The organism is Parabacteroides sp. ASF519 (assembly GCF_000364265.2).
Taxonomy (GTDB): domain Bacteria; phylum Bacteroidota; class Bacteroidia; order Bacteroidales; family Tannerellaceae; genus Parabacteroides; species Parabacteroides goldsteinii.
Genome location: NZ_AQFV02000006.1, coordinates 2,071,597 through 2,089,479 on the forward strand (window position 1 = coordinate 2,071,597; position 17,883 = coordinate 2,089,479).

Sequence of the window (17,883 nt, forward strand, 5' to 3'; positions counted from 1 at the left end):
CGCAGTCATTCTAATTTTGAATTTTTCTATTAAAACAGATCGGCATGAGTGCCGGTATCTGTAAACAGAAGCATAAGTTCCGTATCATTTTGATTCCAAACCAGTAACCAGTCGGATTGAATATGACATTCCCATAAGCCTTCGTATTTGCCGCTTAATTTATGCGGGTGATATTCGGGTGGGAGGGCACCGGTTGTTTCAAATCTTTCTTGAACTTACCCGTATAATTGAGTGTATATTTCTTATTCATCCGAAGATTTGTTTCATCATATCTTCTGTGCTTTCAGCATGATATACTCTTCCAGCCTTCACATCTTCCAATGCTTCATCCAGGCCGCATTTCTTTTCTTTGCGGACTTTGATGCTTCCTCCCATACTTTTAACCAGTGAGCGTATGGCGGATGCGTATTTTTCGGGAATGGATATCTCGAATGTTTTTAATGTTGTTGCTTCCATAGTCGTATATATTATAGTCTGATACAAAGATACATATAATTATTGACAAAGACTTATTTTTCTTCGTCAATAATCATGCCGCTACCCAGGCAGAGATGATGATCCTTGTCGTAGACAACACCGTACTGGCCGGGAGCGATACCCTGTATTTTGTTTTCTGATTCGATACGGTAAAGGTCACCGATACGGCGGATGCGTCCCGGTGTGAAATCGGGGGTATGGCGTATCTTGAAGGTGATTTCTTTTTCATCGGTAAATTCTCCCCACGGATCTTCGGTGATGAAGTCGAAACCATGCAGGTTGATTGTCTTCCCGTATTGCGTTTCCGGGTCGTAGCCGTTGGAGACGTAGATGATGTTGCGCTTGATATCCTTCTTGATGACGAACCACGGACCGCCGCTCAGGCCCAGTCCTTTCCGCTGGCCGATGGTATGGAACCAATAGCCGTTGTGCTTGCCCAGTACCTTGCCCGTTTCCAGTTCGACGATTTTTCCGACACGTTTGCCCAGGTAACGCTCGATGAAGTCGTTGTAATTGATTTTACCGAGGAAGCAGATGCCTTGGCTGTCCTTGCGCATGGCGCTGGGGAGCTTTTGTTCGGCAGCGATGGCACGGACTTCCGCTTTCATCAGGTGGCCGATCGGGAACATCAGCTTCTGGATTTGCAGGCGTGTGATTTGTCCCAGGAAATCGGTCTGGTCCTTCACCGGGTCTTTGGCGGTGGAGAGCCATACTTTTCCGTCTATCTCGGTCGTTGTGGCATAATGGCCGGTGGCGATTTTATCGAAGTCTTTCCCCCATTTCTCTTCGAAGCAGCCGAACTTGATGAATTTGTTGCACATCATGTCCGGGTTGGGGGTGAGGCCGCGCTTCACCGAGTCGATCGTGTAGCTGACCACCTTGTCCCAGTATTCGTCATGCAGGGATACCACTTCCATGCGACAACCGTATTTGCGTGCTATGTAAGATGTAATTTCTATATCCTCTTCGGCGGGGCAGTCGATATATCCGTCTTTATCTTCCATACCGATACGGATATAGAAGATGGTAGGATCATATCCCGCCTCCTTCAACTGATGGACAACTACGGAGCTGTCCACACCTCCTGATACTAATGCTGCTATTTCCATTCTTTAATAAATATATCGGTTGCAAAGGTACAAAATATTAGGGTGATATTCCTATGGCTTCGATTTATTCGTTACCTTTGCGGGAGAGCCTTTCGTTGTAATACTTCAGAAAAAAACAAAAGAATTAGTATAAATAAAATGAGAAATACAATTGTATCGCTTATGACAGCAGTGGCATTAACCGCCTGTGCAGGCCCGAAAGAAAAGAATGTTCAGGCGCCGCAGGAGGATTTTAATTATGTGGTAGACCAGTTCGCAGACCTTCAGATACTTCGGTATCAGGTTCCGGGATTCGAGTCTCTTTCGTTGAAACAAAAACAGTTATTATATCATCTGTCGCAGGCTGCGCTGATGGGGCGCGACATATTCTTTGACCAGAATTGTCGTTATAACCTGTCGGTTCGCCGCGCATTGGAAACGGTTTACAAGGAATATAAAGGAAATCGCGAGGATGAGCAGTTCAAGGCCCTGGAGACGTACCTGAAACGGGTATGGTTCTCAAGCGGCATCCATCATCATTATGCAGAGGATAAGTTTGTTCCCGGCTTTACCCCCGAATTCTTTCAGAGCTGTCTGGAGCAGGTGAATGTCTCTGAACTTCCTTTGCGTGAAGGACAGACTCTGGAGCAGTTTGTTGCAGAAATCTCTCCGGTGATCTTTGATCCGGCTGTATTGGCTAAACGTACCGTACAGAGCGGCGACCGGGATCTGATCCTGGCGTCTGCCAATAACTACTATGGCGGCGGTATTACCCAGAAAGAGGTAGAAGATTATTATGCCGCTATGAAAGTGGGTAAAGATACCGTCACTCCGATCTCTTACGGACTCAATAGCCGGCTGGTGAAGGAGAACGGAAAGATTGTCGAGAAGGTATGGAAAGTAGGAGGCCTTTATTCGGCCGCTATCGAACAGATTGCAGGCGAATTGCAGAAAGCCGTTCCTTTTGCCGAAAACGATACCCAGAAGGCTATTATCGAAAAACTGATTGAATACTATCAGACCGGTGACTTGAAGACATTCGACGCCTACTCCATCCTTTGGGTAGAGGATACGACTTCGGAAGTGGATTTCGTGAACGGTTTTATCGAAACGTACGGTGATCCGCTGGGTATGAAAGCCAGCTGGGAGTCGACCGTAAACTTTATCAATAAGGAAGCGACCAAGCGCACAAAGATTATCAGCGATAATGCGCAATGGTTTGAAGATCATTCTCCGGTCGACAAACGCTTCAAGAAGGAAAAGGTAAAAGGGGTGAGTGCCAAAGTGATCACCGTATCCATGTTGGGAGGCGATTGTTATCCGGCAACGCCGATCGGTATCAATCTGCCGAATGCGGATTGGATTCGCCGCGACCACGGCTCAAAGTCCGTTACGATTGAGAATATAACCGAGGCTTACGACAAGGCGTCGCAGGGCAATGGCTTTAACGAAGAGTTTATCTGGAGTGATGCGGAGCGTGAAGCCCTCGCAAAATACGGCTTCCTGACTGACAACCTGCATACCGACCTGCATGAATGCCTGGGGCATGGTTCCGGCAAACTTCTGCCCGATACCGAATCGGGCGCACTGAAAGCCTACGATTCCACTTTGGAAGAAGCACGTGCCGACCTCTTCGGCCTTTATTATCTGGCCGACCCGAAGCTGGTTGAATTAGGTCTGGTTCCGGATGGCGAAGCCTATAAGGCCGAGTATTATAAGTATATCATGAATGGCCTGATGACACAGCTTGTCCGTATCGAAGCCGGCAAAGACGTGGAAGAAGCTCACATGCGTAACCGTCAGTTGATCGCCCGGTGGGTCTATGAGAACGGTAAAGCCGATAACGTTATCGAATATAAGAAGCGTGACGGCAAGACATATGTCGTTGTAAACGATTATGCCAAACTCCGCAACTTGTTCGGCACCTTATTGGCAGAAGTGCAGCGCATCAAGAGCGAAGGCGATTTCGCCGCCGGAAAGAAACTGGTGGAAGACTACGGTGTGAAAGTAGACCAGACCTTGCACGACGAAGTGCTTGCCCGCTATGCCAAACTGAACCTGGCTCCATACAAAGGTTTCGTGAACCCGGTGATGAAAGAGGTAAGGAACGACAAAGGCGAAGTGACCGACATCGTTCTCGATTATACCGAAGGATACGCAGACCAGATGCTTCGTTACAGCCAAGATTATTCATTCCTGCCATCTTATAACGATTAAAGATATGTTACAGGACGAACTAAAAGAAATACGTACCCAACTGCGCATGGCAATGAACGGTGTCATAGCCACCAGCATGCGCGAAAAGGGTATCGACTATAAGCTGAACTTCGGTGTCCCTCTGCCCGAAATAAAGCAGATAGCCGCCCGGCACGAACCTGGTTCGGATCTGGCAGCCGCTTTGTGGAAAGAGGATATCCGCGAGTTTAAGATACTGGCATCCCTGTTGCAACCTGTGGATGATTTTCCTTTTAAACAGGCGGAACAGTGGGTGAAAGAAATACCCTATCTGGAAATAGCGGAACAATGCAGCCGTAATTTGTTCTGCAAATTGCCGTATGTTGATAACCTTCTGCTCGGGCTGATTTTTAATGTGGAAGACGAATATGCCCGTACGGTGGCTTACCTTATCTGGATGGAACTGTTCAGGGTAGGGAAGACGGTGGTTGCGCCGGTGAGAGCCGCATTCATTGTGGAATGTATGCGGACGATTGCCTGGCCCGACTTCGGCGCTTCCTGGAAAGAGAAGCAGGCAGCGATAAAAGCAATGAAATTTTACGGTCGCCAGTCGGCCGATCATGCGAAACAAATGTTGAGTGGTTTCGATGACTTTCCGGAGTTTATGAAGACACCGGAAGGGCAGGAAATCTATAATGATTTAAAATTTGAATTTGAATATTATAGCTAAGGCTTTGCGTTTAAAATAAATGCGCTAACTTTGTCGGTCGCGTAGAGTCGCAACGAAATGGATGAGAAGAAGTACATAGAGATGAAGCAGTCGTTTACGGAGTATCTGACTGAGAAAAAACTACGAAAGACGGAGGAAAGATATGCGATCTTTGAATGCATCTGTCGCTTCGCCGGTCATTTCGATATGTACTCCCTTCAGGAAAAGCTGGAAGAGGCGAATTTCCATGTGAGTAGGGCAACGCTTTACAACACGTTGGATGTGCTGGAAGACGGCGGCCTGATCGTGCGGCATCAACTCAACGCCCAGTCGGTTCAGTACGAACTGCGGGCATTGGCAGAAACGCACCTGCACCTGGTTTGCATGAAGTGCGGGGCCATTCGGGAAATGAAAGACAGCGTGCTGAAAAAGGAGGTCAACAATCTGAAGATATCCCGTTTCACACAGGAATTTCATGCGCTGTATATCTACGGGATATGCAGTAAATGCAAGTTCAAGCTTCAGCAGAAGAATAGTAAAAAAGAATATTAACAGCCTATTATAAAGATAAAATGAAAGTAGATGTTTTATTAGGATTGCAATGGGGTGACGAAGGCAAAGGAAAAGTTGTCGACGTGCTGACTCCTAACTACGATGTGATCACTCGTTTTCAAGGAGGTCCCAATGCAGGACACACACTGGAATTTAACGGAGAAAAGTATATCCTGCGTTCTATTCCGTCAGGTATTTTCCAGGGTGGAAAAGTGAATGTTATCGGTAATGGAGTCGTTCTCGACCCGTTATTGTTCAAACAGGAAGCCGAAGCGCTTGCTGCCAGTGGTCACGACCTGACCAAACAACTTTGTATTTCCAAGAAGGCACACCTGATCCTGCCTACCCACCGTATGCTGGATGCTGCCTACGAAGCTGCCAAAGGTTCCGGAAAGATCGGTACGACTGGTAAAGGTATCGGCCCGACATATACAGACAAGATCAGCCGTAACGGTCTCCGTGTAGGTGACTTGCTGCACAACTTCGATGAAAAGTATGCTGCCGCCAAGGCACGCCACGAAGCAATCCTGAAATCACTGAACTATTCGTATGATATCAAGGAACTCGAAGCCCAGTGGTTTGAAGCATTGGAATACTTGAAGCAATTCAACCTGATCGACAGCGAACATGTGGTAAACAACTTCCTGAAAGACGGTAAGTCTGTCCTGGCGGAAGGTGCACAGGGCACTATGCTGGACATCGACTTCGGTTCTTATCCGTTCGTGACATCTTCCAACACGATCTGTGCCGGATGCTGTACGGGACTGGGTGTCTCTCCGCGTAATATCGGTGAGGTATACGGTATCTTCAAGGCATATTGTACACGTGTCGGTAGCGGTCCGTTCCCGACAGAGTTGTTTGATGAAACAGGCGACAAACTGTGTACGGTAGGACATGAGTTCGGTTCCGTAACAGGACGTAAACGTCGTTGCGGCTGGATCGACCTGGTTGCCTTGAAATATGCCGTTATGATCAACGGTGTAAGCCAGCTGATCATGATGAAGAGTGACGTGCTCGACAGCTTCGAGACCATCAAGGCTTGCGTAGCCTACAAGATCAATGGCGAAGAAGTGACGGAATTCCCGTTCGAGATCGACGATACGATCGAACCTGTATACGTTGAACTGCCGGGTTGGAAGACTGACATGACAAAGATGCAGAGCGAAGACGAATTCCCCGAAGAGTTTAACGCATATCTCTCATTCCTTGAAGAAGAGCTGGGAGTACCTGTTAAAATCGTATCGGTAGGACCTGACCGCGAACAGACAATCATCCGGTATACAGAAGAATAAACCTCACATACTAATACAAAATGGCAGAAGACCACCTCTAATCAGGCTAATCTTCTGCCATTTTTGTTTTTGGCAGACTTTTTGTAAGAGATATCTTGTATAACAATTAATTATTTGGAACATTATGAGCATGTATTGGATCATATTTATTGGTTTTGCCTTGTTAAGCTGGCTGGTATCTTCCCGACTGAAGAACAAGTTTGAGAAGTATTCTAAGATTCCTATGCCTAACGGTATGACCGGAAAGGATGTGGCTGAAAAGATGTTGCGCGATAACGGCATCTACGACGTGAAGGTGATCTCTACTCCCGGACATTTGACAGACCATTACAATCCAGCCAATCAAACGGTGAATCTGAGCGAATCTGTATATTATAGTAATAGTATCGCTGCCGCCGCTGTAGCTGCCCATGAATGTGGTCACGCAGTACAGCATGCAACGTCTTATGCCCCGCTGAAGATGCGGTCGGCGTTGGTACCGGTGGTTAGCTTTGCTTCGAATATCATGACCTGGGTGTTGCTGGGCGGTATGTTGCTGATCAACCAGTTCCCGCAGTTGCTGTTGTTCGGTATCATCCTGTTTGCATCGACAACGTTGTTTAGTTTCATTACGTTGCCGGTCGAAATCAATGCCAGCCAGCGTGCGTTGGTATGGTTGAGCCGTGCCGGGATAACGAATGTCTCTACGCATGGTATGGCCGAAGATGCTTTGCGCTCTGCCGCTTATACTTATGTGGTGGCTGCCTTAGGTTCGCTGGCTACATTATTATATTATATAATGATCTTCCTGGGAGGAAGAAGCCGCGACTAAGCGAGTACCGTATCAGATAAAAAAAGCAGCCCGGGTCGTTCTGAATGACTCGGGCTGCTTTTTTATTTCTTCTTTTTCTTCGTTCTGTGAAATTTGCCTTCCATATAAAGTGCCCAGATTAAAAATCCGAGTCCCATTCCCATAAACAGTAAACAAACAAATATAAAATCAGGCATAACTAATCCTCCTTCAGTTTAATGAATAATAAGCCTAAAAACAAAAATCCTGAAACTAAAACAAATCCACCCGAATAAATAAGCGCATTATGTCCCTCAAGATCTTTTAATAATGTTGTGATGACAACTCCTGTTGCCATGTATTTGGCGAAGTCGATGCAAAAACTACCAAGTTCACCGTACAATACTTTCTTTTGTCTTGTCTTTTTCTTTCTCATAGCTATACGTTTTGTTAAATATGTTGCAAACATAACAAAAAGAAACAGACAAAACAATGAACCTATCCAATAAATAACGAATTTGAAACAAAATACCTACCTTTGCATTCCGAATAATAATTTAATATATAAAAGTCGGTTAGCTCCGACGATAAAGAAGAGCAAACAGTATATGCAGAAGCCGTCTATACCAAAAGGTACCAGAGATTTTTCGCCCGAAGAAATGGCGAAACGTAATTATATATTCAATACGATTCGTGAAGTATATCATCTGTACGGATTTCAGCAAATAGAAACTCCGGCCATGGAGAACCTGTCGACCTTGATGGGCAAGTATGGCGAAGAAGGTGATAAATTACTTTTCAAGATATTAAACTCGGGAGATTGTTTCTCAAGCATTACCGATGAAGAACTGCTGGAACGTAATCCGGTAAGATTCGGCGTGAAAGCCTGTGAGAAAGGATTGCGTTACGACCTGACCGTTCCTTTTGCCCGTTATGTGGTGCAGCACCGCAACGATATAACATTCCCTTTCAAACGTTATCAGATACAACCCGTATGGCGTGCCGACCGTCCGCAGAAAGGACGTTACCGTGAGTTCTACCAGTGCGACGGTGACGTGGTAGGCTCCGATTCACTGATTAACGAAGTGGAACTGATTCAGATTATGGATGAGGTGTTCCACCGTTTCGGTATCCGCGTTTGCATCAAGATGAACAACCGTAAGATATTGTCGGGTATTGCCGAAATTATCGGTGAAGCGGATAAGATTGTTGATATAACAGTGGCTATCGATAAATTGGATAAGATCGGCCTGGATAATGTAAATGAAGAGTTGCGTTCCAAAGGCCTTTCCGAAGAGGCGATTGCCCGTTTGCAACCGATCATCATGCTGTCGGGTAGCAATCGTGAAAAACTGGCCGTCCTGAAAGAACAGTTGGCAACTTCCGAAATAGCCGTGAAGGGTATCGAAGAAATGACCTTCATCCTCGACCGTATCGACCAGCTGCCTATGCATTCGGAACTGGAACTCGACCTGACACTGGCCCGCGGTCTGAACTATTATACCGGTGCCATCTTCGAAGTAAAAGCGCTGGATGTCCAGATAGGAAGTATCACCGGTGGCGGACGATATGACAACTTGACCGGCGTATTTGGCATGGATGGCGTTTCGGGTGTCGGTATCTCTTTTGGGGCAGACCGTATCTTCGACGTGCTGAATCAGTTGGACCTGTATCCGGCCGATTCGTTGAAGACAACACAGTTACTGTTTGTCAACTTCGGTGAGAAGGAAGAAAGTTATCTGTTACCGATTATCGCCCGGGTTCGTGCCGCCGGTATCCGTACCGAACTTTTCCCCGAATCCGCCAAGATGAAGAAGCAGATGGGGTATGCCGATACGAAGAAAATCCCGTATGTCGCTATCGTTGGCGAAACGGAGATGAGCGAAGGCAAGATTAACCTGAAGAATATGATTACAGGCGAACAAACACCTGTCACTGTAGAAGAACTGATTGCAAAGTTCTGATATAAATAAGCACCTTTGCGGCCCCGTGCTTGACACGGGGCCGCAAAGGTGCTGCCTGAATAAATAGGCATATGACCTGTTCTTTTGCGATCCCGTGTCAAGCACGGGAACGGGTTTGTGTCATCCTTAATATTAGTCTCATGAAAACATCTCTTTTAATTCTCGCATTCGCTTTAGTCCTCTCTTCCTGTTCTGTTCAGCCAAGAGCATCCTGGATAATAACTACGGAAAACGAACCGTGGCAGGAGCAATCCGACCTGGTCTCTGCCTCTTCGGATACGATTCCGACGATCGACGCGGTTATCCATACCCATAAGAAAGGACAGAAGATAGACGGTTTCGGTGCCTGCTTCAACGAGCTGGGCTGGATTTCCCTGAGCAAACTCGATCCGACAGTCCGCGAAGAGATCATGGAAGAACTCTTCTTTCCGGAGATAGGGGCGAATTTCACCATCTGCCGTATGCCGGTGGGTGCCAACGATTTCTCCCGTGACTGGTATTCCTATAATGAGACCGAAGGCGATTTCGAAATGGAATACTTCACCATCGCCAACGACCAGCAGACATTGATCCCCTTTATTAAAGGCGCACAGAAATACAATTCCGACCTGCGTATCTGGGCCTCTCCCTGGTGTCCTCCTGCCTGGATGAAATATAATAAGCATTATGCCTCCGCCTATACCGGCGAAGCCTACAACGAGAAGTACCGCAACGGCCTGCCTGCCGATAAGGTCGGTTATGAAGGAACGGATATGTTTATCCAGGACTCCCTTTACCTGCAATCGTATGCCCTTTACTTCTCCAAATTTATCGAAGCCTATCGTGAACAGGGCATCGACATCTTTGCCGTCATGCCGCAGAATGAGTTCAATTCGGCACAGATATTCCCTAGTTGTTGCTGGACGGCTGCTTCCCTGGCTAACTTCGTCGGCAACTATCTAGGTCCGGCTATGAAGGAACAGGACGTGAAAGTGATGTTCGGCACCATGGAACGTGCCAACGAAGCATTGGTGGATACCATCCTGACCGACCCGGTAAGCGGCAAGTATATCAGCGCAGTCGGTTTCCAATGGGCGGGAAAAGGAGCGATCAAAGGTATACACGAACGTTATCCCGATATGAAACTCTATCAGACCGAGCAGGAATGCGGAGACGGAAAGAATGACTGGAGCGGTGCCGTTTACTCCTGGAACCTGATGCGTCATTACCTGGATAATGGTGCGTCGGCCTATATGTATTGGAATATCTCGCTGGATAAAGGCGGTATCAGCCGTTGGGGATGGGCGCAAAACTCCCTTGTGGTTGTCGATCCCGATACAAAAACCTTCCATTACACTCCCGAATATTATGTAATGAAACATTTGAGCCATTACGTCCAGCCCGGTGCCCGTAAACTGGAAACCTCCGGCCAGTTCAGCAATCTCATGGCCTTCGTCAACCCCGACAAAAGTATTGTTGTCGCTTTGGCAAACGAAGGAAATGAGGACCGCCAGGTATCTGTTGAAATCGACGGTCGCGTCTACCAGCCTGTACTACCGGCTCATTCCATCGCAACACTGCTGATAGACTAATTTGAAATATACTATATATTAATGTAAGGGACGGCAGATTCTAACTCTTTCGTCCCTTATTTTTTTACTTTTGAGCATGCTCGGAATTGATTTTTAGCATGGTCGAAATCTATTTTTAGCTAGCTGAAAATTAAATTAAGGCATGCTCAAAAGAATAAAAGTTTAGGACTTATCAGTTAAAAGACCGTGACTTATGAACTACTTTCCCGTTACTTTTGTTCTAGTCGGGAAGCATGTGAGGCGGAATGTATAGTCATCCTGTCAGTCATGTCGGCGCATCTAAACGTCTGTTTATGCAAAATTGGCAGTCTTTTCCCTGCCAATTAATTTGGCACAGATTTCGCATAGGAATAAGCGTGAATTAGAAAAACACATGTAAACATAATATTATTAACAATTAAAAATATAGTAAGATGAACATTAGACCATTAGCAGACAGAGTGCTTATTAAGCCGGCTGCAGCAGAAGAAAAGACACTTGGCGGAATCATTATCCCGGATTCAGCAAAAGAAAAACCTTTAAAAGGTGAAGTTGTTGCCGTGGGTAACGGAACAAAGGATGAAGAAATGGTTGTGAAAGGTGGCGATACTGTACTGTACGGAAAATATGCAGGAACAGAAATCGAACTGGATGGTGAGAAATATCTTATCATGCGTCAGTCTGACATTTTAGCTATTATCTAATTCATTAAACGGAAATAATAAAACAATATAATCATGGCAAAAGAAATTAAGTACGATATGGATGCCCGCGACCTTTTGAAGAAAGGTGTGGACGAATTGGCAAATGCTGTAAAAGTAACATTAGGCCCGAAAGGCCGTAACGTGATCATCGAAAAGAAATTCGGTGCTCCTCACATCACTAAAGACGGTGTAACGGTAGCTAAAGAAGTGGAACTGGCTTGCCCGTTCGAAAACATGGGTGCTCAGCTGGTAAAGGAAGTGGCTTCCAAAACAAACGACAATGCAGGTGACGGTACAACTACTGCTACTGTATTGGCACAGTCTATCATCGGTGTTGGTTTGAAGAACGTTACAGCAGGTGCTAACCCGATGGACCTGAAACGCGGTATCGACAAAGCCGTTGCCAAAGTGGTTGAAAAGATCGCTGACCAGGCTGAAGAAGTAGGCGACCAGTTCGAAAAGATCGAACACGTAGCTAAGATCTCTGCTAACGGTGACGAAATGATCGGTAAACTGATTGCTGAAGCTATGCAGAAAGTGAAGAAAGAAGGCGTTATCACAGTGGAAGAAGCAAAAGGTACTGAAACTACAGTTGACGTAGTAGAAGGTATGCAGTTCGACCGTGGTTACATCTCTCCGTACTTCGTAACCAACACAGAAAAGATGGAATGCGAGATGGAAAATCCGTATATCCTGATCTACGACAAGAAGATCTCTGTATTGAAGGACTTGCTTCCTATCCTGGAACCGGCTGTTCAGAGCGGTCGTCCGCTGTTGATCATCGCAGAAGATATCGACAGCGAAGCATTGGCTACATTGGTTGTAAACCGTCTGCGTGGTTCTTTGAAGATCTGTGCAGTGAAGGCTCCGGGCTTCGGCGACCGTCGTAAAGCTATGTTGGAAGATATCGCAGTGCTGACTGGCGGTGTGGTTATCTCTGAAGAAAAAGGTTTGAAGCTGGAAGGTGCTACAATGGATATGCTGGGTACTGCCGAAAAGATCACTGTAGACAAAGATACTACAACTATCGTTAACGGTGCCGGCGACAAAGCTGCTATCCAGGCTCGTATCGGTCAGATCAAAACTCAGATCGAAAACACTACTTCTGACTACGACAAAGAAAAACTACAGGAACGTCTGGCTAAGATGGCTGGCGGTGTAGCTGTTCTTTACGTAGGTGCTCCTTCTGAAGTGGAAATGAAAGAAAAGAAAGACCGTGTGGATGATGCTTTGCATGCAACCCGCGCTGCTATCGAAGAAGGTACAGTTCCTGGTGGTGGTGTAGCTTACATCCGTGCTATCGAAGTACTGGAAGGCATGAAGGGTGAAAACGAAGACGAAACAACAGGTATCGAAATCGTAAAACGTGCTATCGAAGAACCGTTGCGTCAGATCGTTGCTAACGCAGGTAAGGAAGGTGCCGTTATCGTTCAGAAAGTAAAAGAAGGTAAAGGTGACTTCGGTTACAATGCTCGTACAGACAAGTATGAAAACCTGTGCGCTGCCGGTGTAATCGACCCTGCTAAGGTAACTCGTGTTGCTTTGGAAAACGCAGCTTCTATCGCTGGTATGTTCCTGACAACAGAATGTGTAATCGCAGAGAAGAAAGAAGATACTCCTGCTATGCCTCCGATGAACCCGGGTATGGGTGGCGGCATGGGTGGCATGATGTAATATCTTCCCATCAAGATAAAACCGGAAACGGCTGCTTCCTGAAAAGGAGGTGGCCGTTTTTTGTTATATATAATAATGTATAGGGAATATTGCAGGAAATGAAGTGCTAATGGTTGGATATGTCCTTAAAACCGTCCCCTTTGTACGATTTAAGGTAAGAATCGGATAAGAAAGCATGGTTAAAGGGAAAAAAATATAACAAAAAAATAGTGCAACAAAAAAAGATATGTATATTTGCATAAGAATTTAGGTGCAAGGTATGCACAGATGAATGCGACGGTAAGTAGTCGTCAGAACTTTATTTTGATAGAAAGATTTATTTGAACTTTATATTTTATTACTAATTAAATTATTTGATTATGAACAAAAAGTTTTCTACTTTGTTCGCCGCGTTCCTTGTGGCAAGCAGTAGTTTTTCAATTTTTGCTCAAAATGCGGTCCCAGCCTGGTACAAGACAGGTGATGCTTATAAGGCTGCATTTGAAGATCCTACTGAAGCACAATTGAAAGCCGCTGCGAAATTTAACCTTCTCGATGGAGATGCGTTAGTAAATAAAACTCATCCGGTTAATATTTGGAAGTATACTTTACCTTTGAATAAGGTGGCTGATGCTACTCTTCTTCCTGGTATGTTTGTTTCTTTCGATTCTGAGGCTAGCCCTGTTGCAGGAGGTGATTTCCTGTCAACTGGTGAGTTTTATGACAATGTCAATAAACCTCATTACGGTATTACAACAGTAAAGGATTTTAACTATCTGGGTGTTAGACCAACCAGAGAAGTTAAGAGTCGTGTTGAATTCGTATTTGATACAAGAGGCTTAACAGATGCAACAAGTTTCCATTTCTGGATTAGCCGTTTAGAAAACGCTAATGTAAACCGTAATCTGTTATGGAAGATTGAAACAGCTGAAGTTTTAGAACTGGATGGAACTACTCGTGGTGAACTTCCTTATGACGAAGTTTATGACGATGGTTTTAAAATTGACAAGAATGGTGTAACTGTAGGTGCTAATACAACACCGGAAGCTTACCAAGTTATGTTCAATGCAACTGGTGCAGGTAAAATTAATATTGATAATGCTATTATCCGTGTTGTTCTTGAATCAGAATACTCTAAAGCTGATGACAGCGAAACATCTGATACTTTGGAACCTGTAACTTTGTTCGGTGACATTAATCTTGATTTCATTCGTCCTCACGTAGAAATAGATTATGAAACAGAAAAAGAATTCCGTGTAGGTGTTAACCGTTCTACTGAATGCGAAGCATCTGAAATGGATGTTAAGATCTGGAAGTTCAATGATAAGATGGCTGGTGCTGAAACTCCTCATCATGTTCAGGCTACTTATTTGAAGCTGAATGTGAAAGCTCCTATCGTTCTTGAAAAGATTGGTAATGTTGCTGTAACTGAAGGTAACTTCTCTCAGGCAACAGAAGCTGACGGAAGTAGAAGTTTCTATGTACGTGCAGGTTTGTTCAATGAATACAATCCGGTTGACTGGTCAAATGTAAAGGTTGTTTATCATGTAGAGCCGGGTACTGTGAAAGACCAGTGGGCTTTGGCTGACTATGTATTTGCTACGACTACTGCATCCAGTACGGATACAGCGTTTGTAAGACATAGCGTAGATGCTCGCGGTACATTCAAATTCGGTGACGACTTAGTCTTTACAAAATACGAAGAAGTTCTTGAAACATCTATTGATTTCACATATCTGCCTAAGTTTATTTTAGATTGTGCAGAAGGTCCTGGCCCTGCACCTGCGAATGCTGTAAGAATGGCAATTGATAACTCTTGTGATGGTGGTGCATTAAATCTTGAATTATTAACTCCGGCTGATCCGGGTTCTACCGACAGATGGGAAGATAAGATTGAATTCTTGGGATTCAACTGGTACTTCGAAGGTGAATTAGTTGAAGGATTTAAACATACAAGATGTATTCCGGAAGCTGCTATCGATTGTTTAGGTAATCTGAATGAAGGTTGGACAGTGAAAGCTGCTTTCCACTTTGCATCAGGTAACATGAACATCGATCAGGATGGTGCTTATAATATCGAAGAAAAATGGGGCTTGTCAGCAACATTGAATACTCAGGATGATTGCGAAGGTTATTCAGGACAGGATTTGATCAATCTGGGTGAAGCTTATTATCCGGGTGTTCTGACTACATCTGCTCGTACTCAGCACGTATGGACTAACTGGAGAGGTATTGAAACAGATAAGGGTGTTGTTGGTTCTGTAACCGGAACATTGGCAAACATTATGAATATTTCTGCTGGTTTGATCTCTGCTGCTCAGGATTGCGAATGTCCTGTAGGTGAAGCTGTAAAGGGTGGTGCTGAAGTATTTGCAGCTCCTTACTTTACTAATAAGGATTCTTATGTATGGGGTATCGGTGGCTCTTCTCGTAACCATGTTGTTCATGTTTACGCAACAGGTTTGAAACCGGATGCTGACGACGCTAACTATACGACTATCCGTCTGTACAAACAGGCTATGAGAATTGGTGAAGCGAAAGTAAAACAGGATAAGAACTTTTATTTCTCAACAGAATATGCAAATGCTGTTTGGAATCGTGGTGATGTTGGTGGTCTTGAACCGCAACCTGGTTCTGTATGGCGTGGTGAAAGTGCTGGTGACACATTGTATATCCGTGTTCCCTACAAACAAGCTAATCTGGATGACCTGAAAAATAATGGTATTCCTGTTAAGGTTAGATATACACCTCAGTCCAGAACCGATTGGGTTCCGACAGAAGAAATCCTTACAGATATGGCTCAGTTCGGCCTGTTGACAAATGATTCAGGTGATGGTAAAGCTACTCACGAAGATTGGGAAAAAGAATTGACAGGTTTCAACCAATTCAACGTAGTTGGTACTGTATTCAAAGGTCTTATCTCTACATTGACAGGTGACAAACCGGTAGGTGCTTATACCAGCTTCCTGGGTAATATCCAGAATCTTGACCAATTTGAATGGGGCGAATATGACTCTAACGTATTCCGTGATCTGTATACTAAGAACTATGGTACTTATTACCTGGGTCAGGATCAGTGTTATGAAGTGAAAGATGGTACTTTCGTTATCGCAGGTTTGAACCTTGTAGCTCCGGTAACTGTAGAAACAAGCAAATCTAACAAGATTGGTGCATTCGATCACGATACAACTGTTGTTATCGGTACTTTGGACGGTGGCAAATTGATTCCTAACAAATACGGTGAGTTACTTGCTTACGTTAAGTCTACATTCAAACCGTCTGACAAGGCTGGTATCGTTCCTGATACAATTCATTCAGCAGTTGATAACAAAGACTTCATCTATAATTATGTAAATGACACGGTTCGTCTGTATCCGATGCAGATCAAAGACCAGATCAGCTGGACTTATGTATACGGTTTGGATGAAAAGTATGCTTACAAAGAAGTAGAAAACAATAATGGTCAGAGCAATGGCTATATCAGCCTGTTCGATATCTACGGAGCTTACCGTAATGATACAGTAGCTGCTAACATCTATGGTGATGTTAAACAACCTGAACTGTATTTCGCTGCAACTCCTGATACAAAAGCTGCTAAGTTGGCTAAGTTAGACTTCGGCGCTGTTACATTCATCGATGCAGACATTGCTGCAACGAAGGAAATCTATTTGATCGGTAAAGATCTGCCTTCAATCGATCCTACTGAAGAGGTATCTAAAGTAATTGCTATCTCTCCTGCTGGTGCATTGATCGCTTCTACTGAAGGTAAGAACCAGGCTGAATATGTAAGCGAAGCTATTATTCCGGTTTCTGTTGATCTGTTGGCTGATAAGAGCGATCATGATCTGGTTACGGATGTATTAGCAGCAAGCACATTGTGCAACTGTACAGTAGATCTTCCGGTTAATTATTCTCCGGTTCTGGCTGCTCCTGTAGTTGATACTAAATATTTGTCTGACAACATTAACGGTAGCAAGGCTGAATTCAGATGGTCTGCAGTTCCGGGTGCTCACTACTACAAAGTAGAACTTGGTCAGTACGAAAAGCAGAACACTTCTAAGAATATCTTTATCTCTGAAGTGAAAGCTGAAGAAGGTACAATCATGGTTGAATTGTTCAACGGAACAGGTGAAGTTATCAATCCGTTGCTGCACCACAACTATAAGCTGACTATCATGAAGAATGGCGCTGAATATAACACTATGGATGTTATTTCAACAAATACTCAGTTGAATGAGGCTTATAAGGCTGAAGCATTTAGCGTTGACGCTGATTTGAACCCGGCTAACACTTATACAGTTCTGTTGAAAGAAGGTGGCAAGCAGATCGATATCTTCGAATTCACTAACACAACTCGTTTGTCTCGTGACGAAAAAGACGGTCTTGAAGAAAACACTGGTGCATTCAATAAGAATGACTGGAATCCTGACTTCGGTTCTCTGCCGGTAGCTAGCTACATGGAAGAATCTGACAAATGGGACTTCCTCTTTGTTCAGGGTATTGAATCAGAAGAAGTAGGTCCTACTTCAACTTCAATCAGAGCAATCAACTTGCAGCCGAAGACTGAATATGCAGTACGCGTAACAGCTTATAGCTATTCTCCTTCAATTGTAAAATCTGCTTCATCTGACATCGCTGAGTTCGGTACTTCAATCTTTACTGAACCTGTTACAGGTGACATGCAGTTTGACGAAGATTCTTACAGTCCGCCAGTAGGCAACGAAGACATCACAGTTGATGGATTCAACGTATTCGGTGGCGTAGGTTCTGTAACAATCCAGGGTGCTGCTAATAAGACAGTTGTTGTAACAAATGTATTAGGACAGACAATCGCAAGAACAGTTCTTTCTTCTGACAATGCTACAATCTCTGCTCCGGCAGGTATCGTTGTAGTAGCTGTTGAAGGCGAAAGCGCAGTTAAAACTGTTGTTAAGTAAATAAGATACCCGA

The 17,883-nt window shown here is 44.6% G+C and carries 13 protein-coding genes and 1 pseudogene; 10 read left to right on the forward strand and 4 right to left on the reverse strand.

Going from position 1 to position 17,883, the window contains the following annotated elements:
* Positions 1 to 29: 29 nt before the first annotated feature.
* From C825_RS27835 to mnmA, 3 genes and pseudogenes are all read right to left on the reverse strand, one after another.
* Positions 30 to 200, reverse strand: a pseudogene (locus tag C825_RS27835) (type II toxin-antitoxin system RelE/ParE family toxin); the annotation flags it as partial.
* A gap of 46 nt (positions 201 to 246) precedes the next feature.
* Positions 247 to 456, reverse strand: coding sequence for a hypothetical protein (locus tag C825_RS07940; RefSeq protein WP_007654662.1), 210 nt, complete (start codon positions 454 to 456; stop codon positions 247 to 249).
* A 53-nt stretch (positions 457 to 509) separates the two neighbouring features.
* Positions 510 to 1,586 carry a tRNA 2-thiouridine(34) synthase MnmA gene (gene mnmA, locus C825_RS07945; RefSeq protein ID WP_007654661.1) on the reverse strand — a complete coding sequence of 359 codons (1,077 nt, stop codon included), beginning with the start codon at positions 1,584 to 1,586 and terminating at the stop codon, positions 510 to 512.
* A gap of 138 nt (positions 1,587 to 1,724) precedes the next feature.
* On the opposite strand from mnmA, the gene C825_RS07950 reads away from it, so the two are divergent.
* The 5 genes from C825_RS07950 to C825_RS07970 all read left to right on the forward strand — a co-directional run bounded on the left by C825_RS07950 (position 1,725) and on the right by C825_RS07970 (position 7,104).
* Entirely contained in the window at positions 1,725 to 3,782 is a 2,058-nt protein-coding gene (locus C825_RS07950) for a dipeptidyl-peptidase 3 family protein (protein WP_010802091.1), read from the forward strand.
* 4 nt (positions 3,783 to 3,786) lie between these two features.
* The gene (locus C825_RS07955; protein WP_010802092.1) at positions 3,787 to 4,470 is read left to right on the forward strand and encodes a DNA alkylation repair protein; all 684 of its coding nucleotides are present in this window, start codon (positions 3,787 to 3,789) and stop codon (positions 4,468 to 4,470) included.
* 57 nt (positions 4,471 to 4,527) lie between these two features.
* Positions 4,528 to 5,001 (forward strand): Fur family transcriptional regulator, encoded by a 474-nt coding sequence (locus C825_RS07960; protein ID WP_007654655.1) that lies wholly within the window; start codon positions 4,528 to 4,530, stop codon positions 4,999 to 5,001.
* Between the two features lie 20 nt (positions 5,002 to 5,021).
* Positions 5,022 to 6,293, forward strand: coding sequence for an adenylosuccinate synthase (locus C825_RS07965; protein WP_010802093.1), 1,272 nt, complete (start codon positions 5,022 to 5,024; stop codon positions 6,291 to 6,293).
* A 124-nt stretch (positions 6,294 to 6,417) separates the two neighbouring features.
* Positions 6,418 to 7,104: a zinc metallopeptidase gene (locus C825_RS07970; protein WP_010802094.1), complete on the forward strand. Its 687-nt coding sequence runs from the start codon at positions 6,418 to 6,420 to the stop codon at positions 7,102 to 7,104.
* 178 nt (positions 7,105 to 7,282) lie between these two features.
* On the opposite strand, the gene C825_RS07975 is transcribed toward C825_RS07970, so the two are convergent.
* Positions 7,283 to 7,498, reverse strand: a complete 216-nt coding sequence (locus C825_RS07975; RefSeq protein ID WP_010802095.1) for a DUF6722 family protein — start codon at positions 7,496 to 7,498, stop codon at positions 7,283 to 7,285.
* 172 nt (positions 7,499 to 7,670) lie between these two features.
* On the opposite strand from C825_RS07975, the gene hisS reads away from it, so the two are divergent.
* The 5 genes from hisS (at position 7,671) to C825_RS08000 (ending at position 17,870) form a co-directional block, all read left to right on the forward strand.
* A complete protein-coding gene (hisS, locus tag C825_RS07980; protein WP_044214873.1) occupies positions 7,671 to 9,026 on the forward strand; it encodes a histidine--tRNA ligase in 1,356 nt (451 codons plus the stop codon).
* Between the two features lie 140 nt (positions 9,027 to 9,166).
* Positions 9,167 to 10,597: a glycoside hydrolase family 30 protein gene (locus C825_RS07985; RefSeq protein ID WP_044214872.1), complete on the forward strand. Its 1,431-nt coding sequence runs from the start codon at positions 9,167 to 9,169 to the stop codon at positions 10,595 to 10,597.
* 413 nt (positions 10,598 to 11,010) lie between these two features.
* The gene (locus tag C825_RS07990) at positions 11,011 to 11,280 is read left to right on the forward strand and encodes a co-chaperone GroES (RefSeq protein ID WP_007654644.1); all 270 of its coding nucleotides are present in this window, start codon (positions 11,011 to 11,013) and stop codon (positions 11,278 to 11,280) included.
* A gap of 33 nt (positions 11,281 to 11,313) precedes the next feature.
* Positions 11,314 to 12,954 (forward strand): chaperonin GroEL, encoded by a 1,641-nt coding sequence (gene groL / locus C825_RS07995; RefSeq protein ID WP_010802098.1) that lies wholly within the window; start codon positions 11,314 to 11,316, stop codon positions 12,952 to 12,954.
* 359 nt (positions 12,955 to 13,313) lie between these two features.
* Positions 13,314 to 17,870 carry a DUF6383 domain-containing protein gene (locus tag C825_RS08000; RefSeq protein ID WP_010802099.1) on the forward strand — a complete coding sequence of 1,519 codons (4,557 nt, stop codon included), beginning with the start codon at positions 13,314 to 13,316 and terminating at the stop codon, positions 17,868 to 17,870.
* The last annotated feature ends 13 nt before the right edge of the window (positions 17,871 to 17,883 follow it).

What these genes read in the sequence shown, in the direction of transcription:
- C825_RS07940 (WP_007654662.1), bottom strand. Translation starts at nt 456, where the DNA reads ATGGAAGCAACAACATTAAAAACATTCGAGATATCCATTCCCGAAAAA.
- mnmA (WP_007654661.1), bottom strand. Translation starts at nt 1,586, where the DNA reads ATGGAAATAGCAGCATTAGTATCAGGAGGTGTGGACAGCTCCGTAGTT.
- C825_RS07950 (WP_010802091.1), top strand. Translation starts at nt 1,725, where the DNA reads ATGAGAAATACAATTGTATCGCTTATGACAGCAGTGGCATTAACCGCC.
- C825_RS07955 (WP_010802092.1), top strand. Translation starts at nt 3,787, where the DNA reads ATGTTACAGGACGAACTAAAAGAAATACGTACCCAACTGCGCATGGCA.
- C825_RS07960 (WP_007654655.1), top strand. Translation starts at nt 4,528, where the DNA reads ATGGATGAGAAGAAGTACATAGAGATGAAGCAGTCGTTTACGGAGTAT.
- C825_RS07965 (WP_010802093.1), top strand. Translation starts at nt 5,022, where the DNA reads ATGAAAGTAGATGTTTTATTAGGATTGCAATGGGGTGACGAAGGCAAA.
- C825_RS07970 (WP_010802094.1), top strand. Translation starts at nt 6,418, where the DNA reads ATGAGCATGTATTGGATCATATTTATTGGTTTTGCCTTGTTAAGCTGG.
- C825_RS07975 (WP_010802095.1), bottom strand. Translation starts at nt 7,498, where the DNA reads ATGAGAAAGAAAAAGACAAGACAAAAGAAAGTATTGTACGGTGAACTT.
- hisS (WP_044214873.1), top strand. Translation starts at nt 7,671, where the DNA reads ATGCAGAAGCCGTCTATACCAAAAGGTACCAGAGATTTTTCGCCCGAA.
- C825_RS07985 (WP_044214872.1), top strand. Translation starts at nt 9,167, where the DNA reads ATGAAAACATCTCTTTTAATTCTCGCATTCGCTTTAGTCCTCTCTTCC.
- C825_RS07990 (WP_007654644.1), top strand. Translation starts at nt 11,011, where the DNA reads ATGAACATTAGACCATTAGCAGACAGAGTGCTTATTAAGCCGGCTGCA.
- groL (WP_010802098.1), top strand. Translation starts at nt 11,314, where the DNA reads ATGGCAAAAGAAATTAAGTACGATATGGATGCCCGCGACCTTTTGAAG.
- C825_RS08000 (WP_010802099.1), top strand. Translation starts at nt 13,314, where the DNA reads ATGAACAAAAAGTTTTCTACTTTGTTCGCCGCGTTCCTTGTGGCAAGC.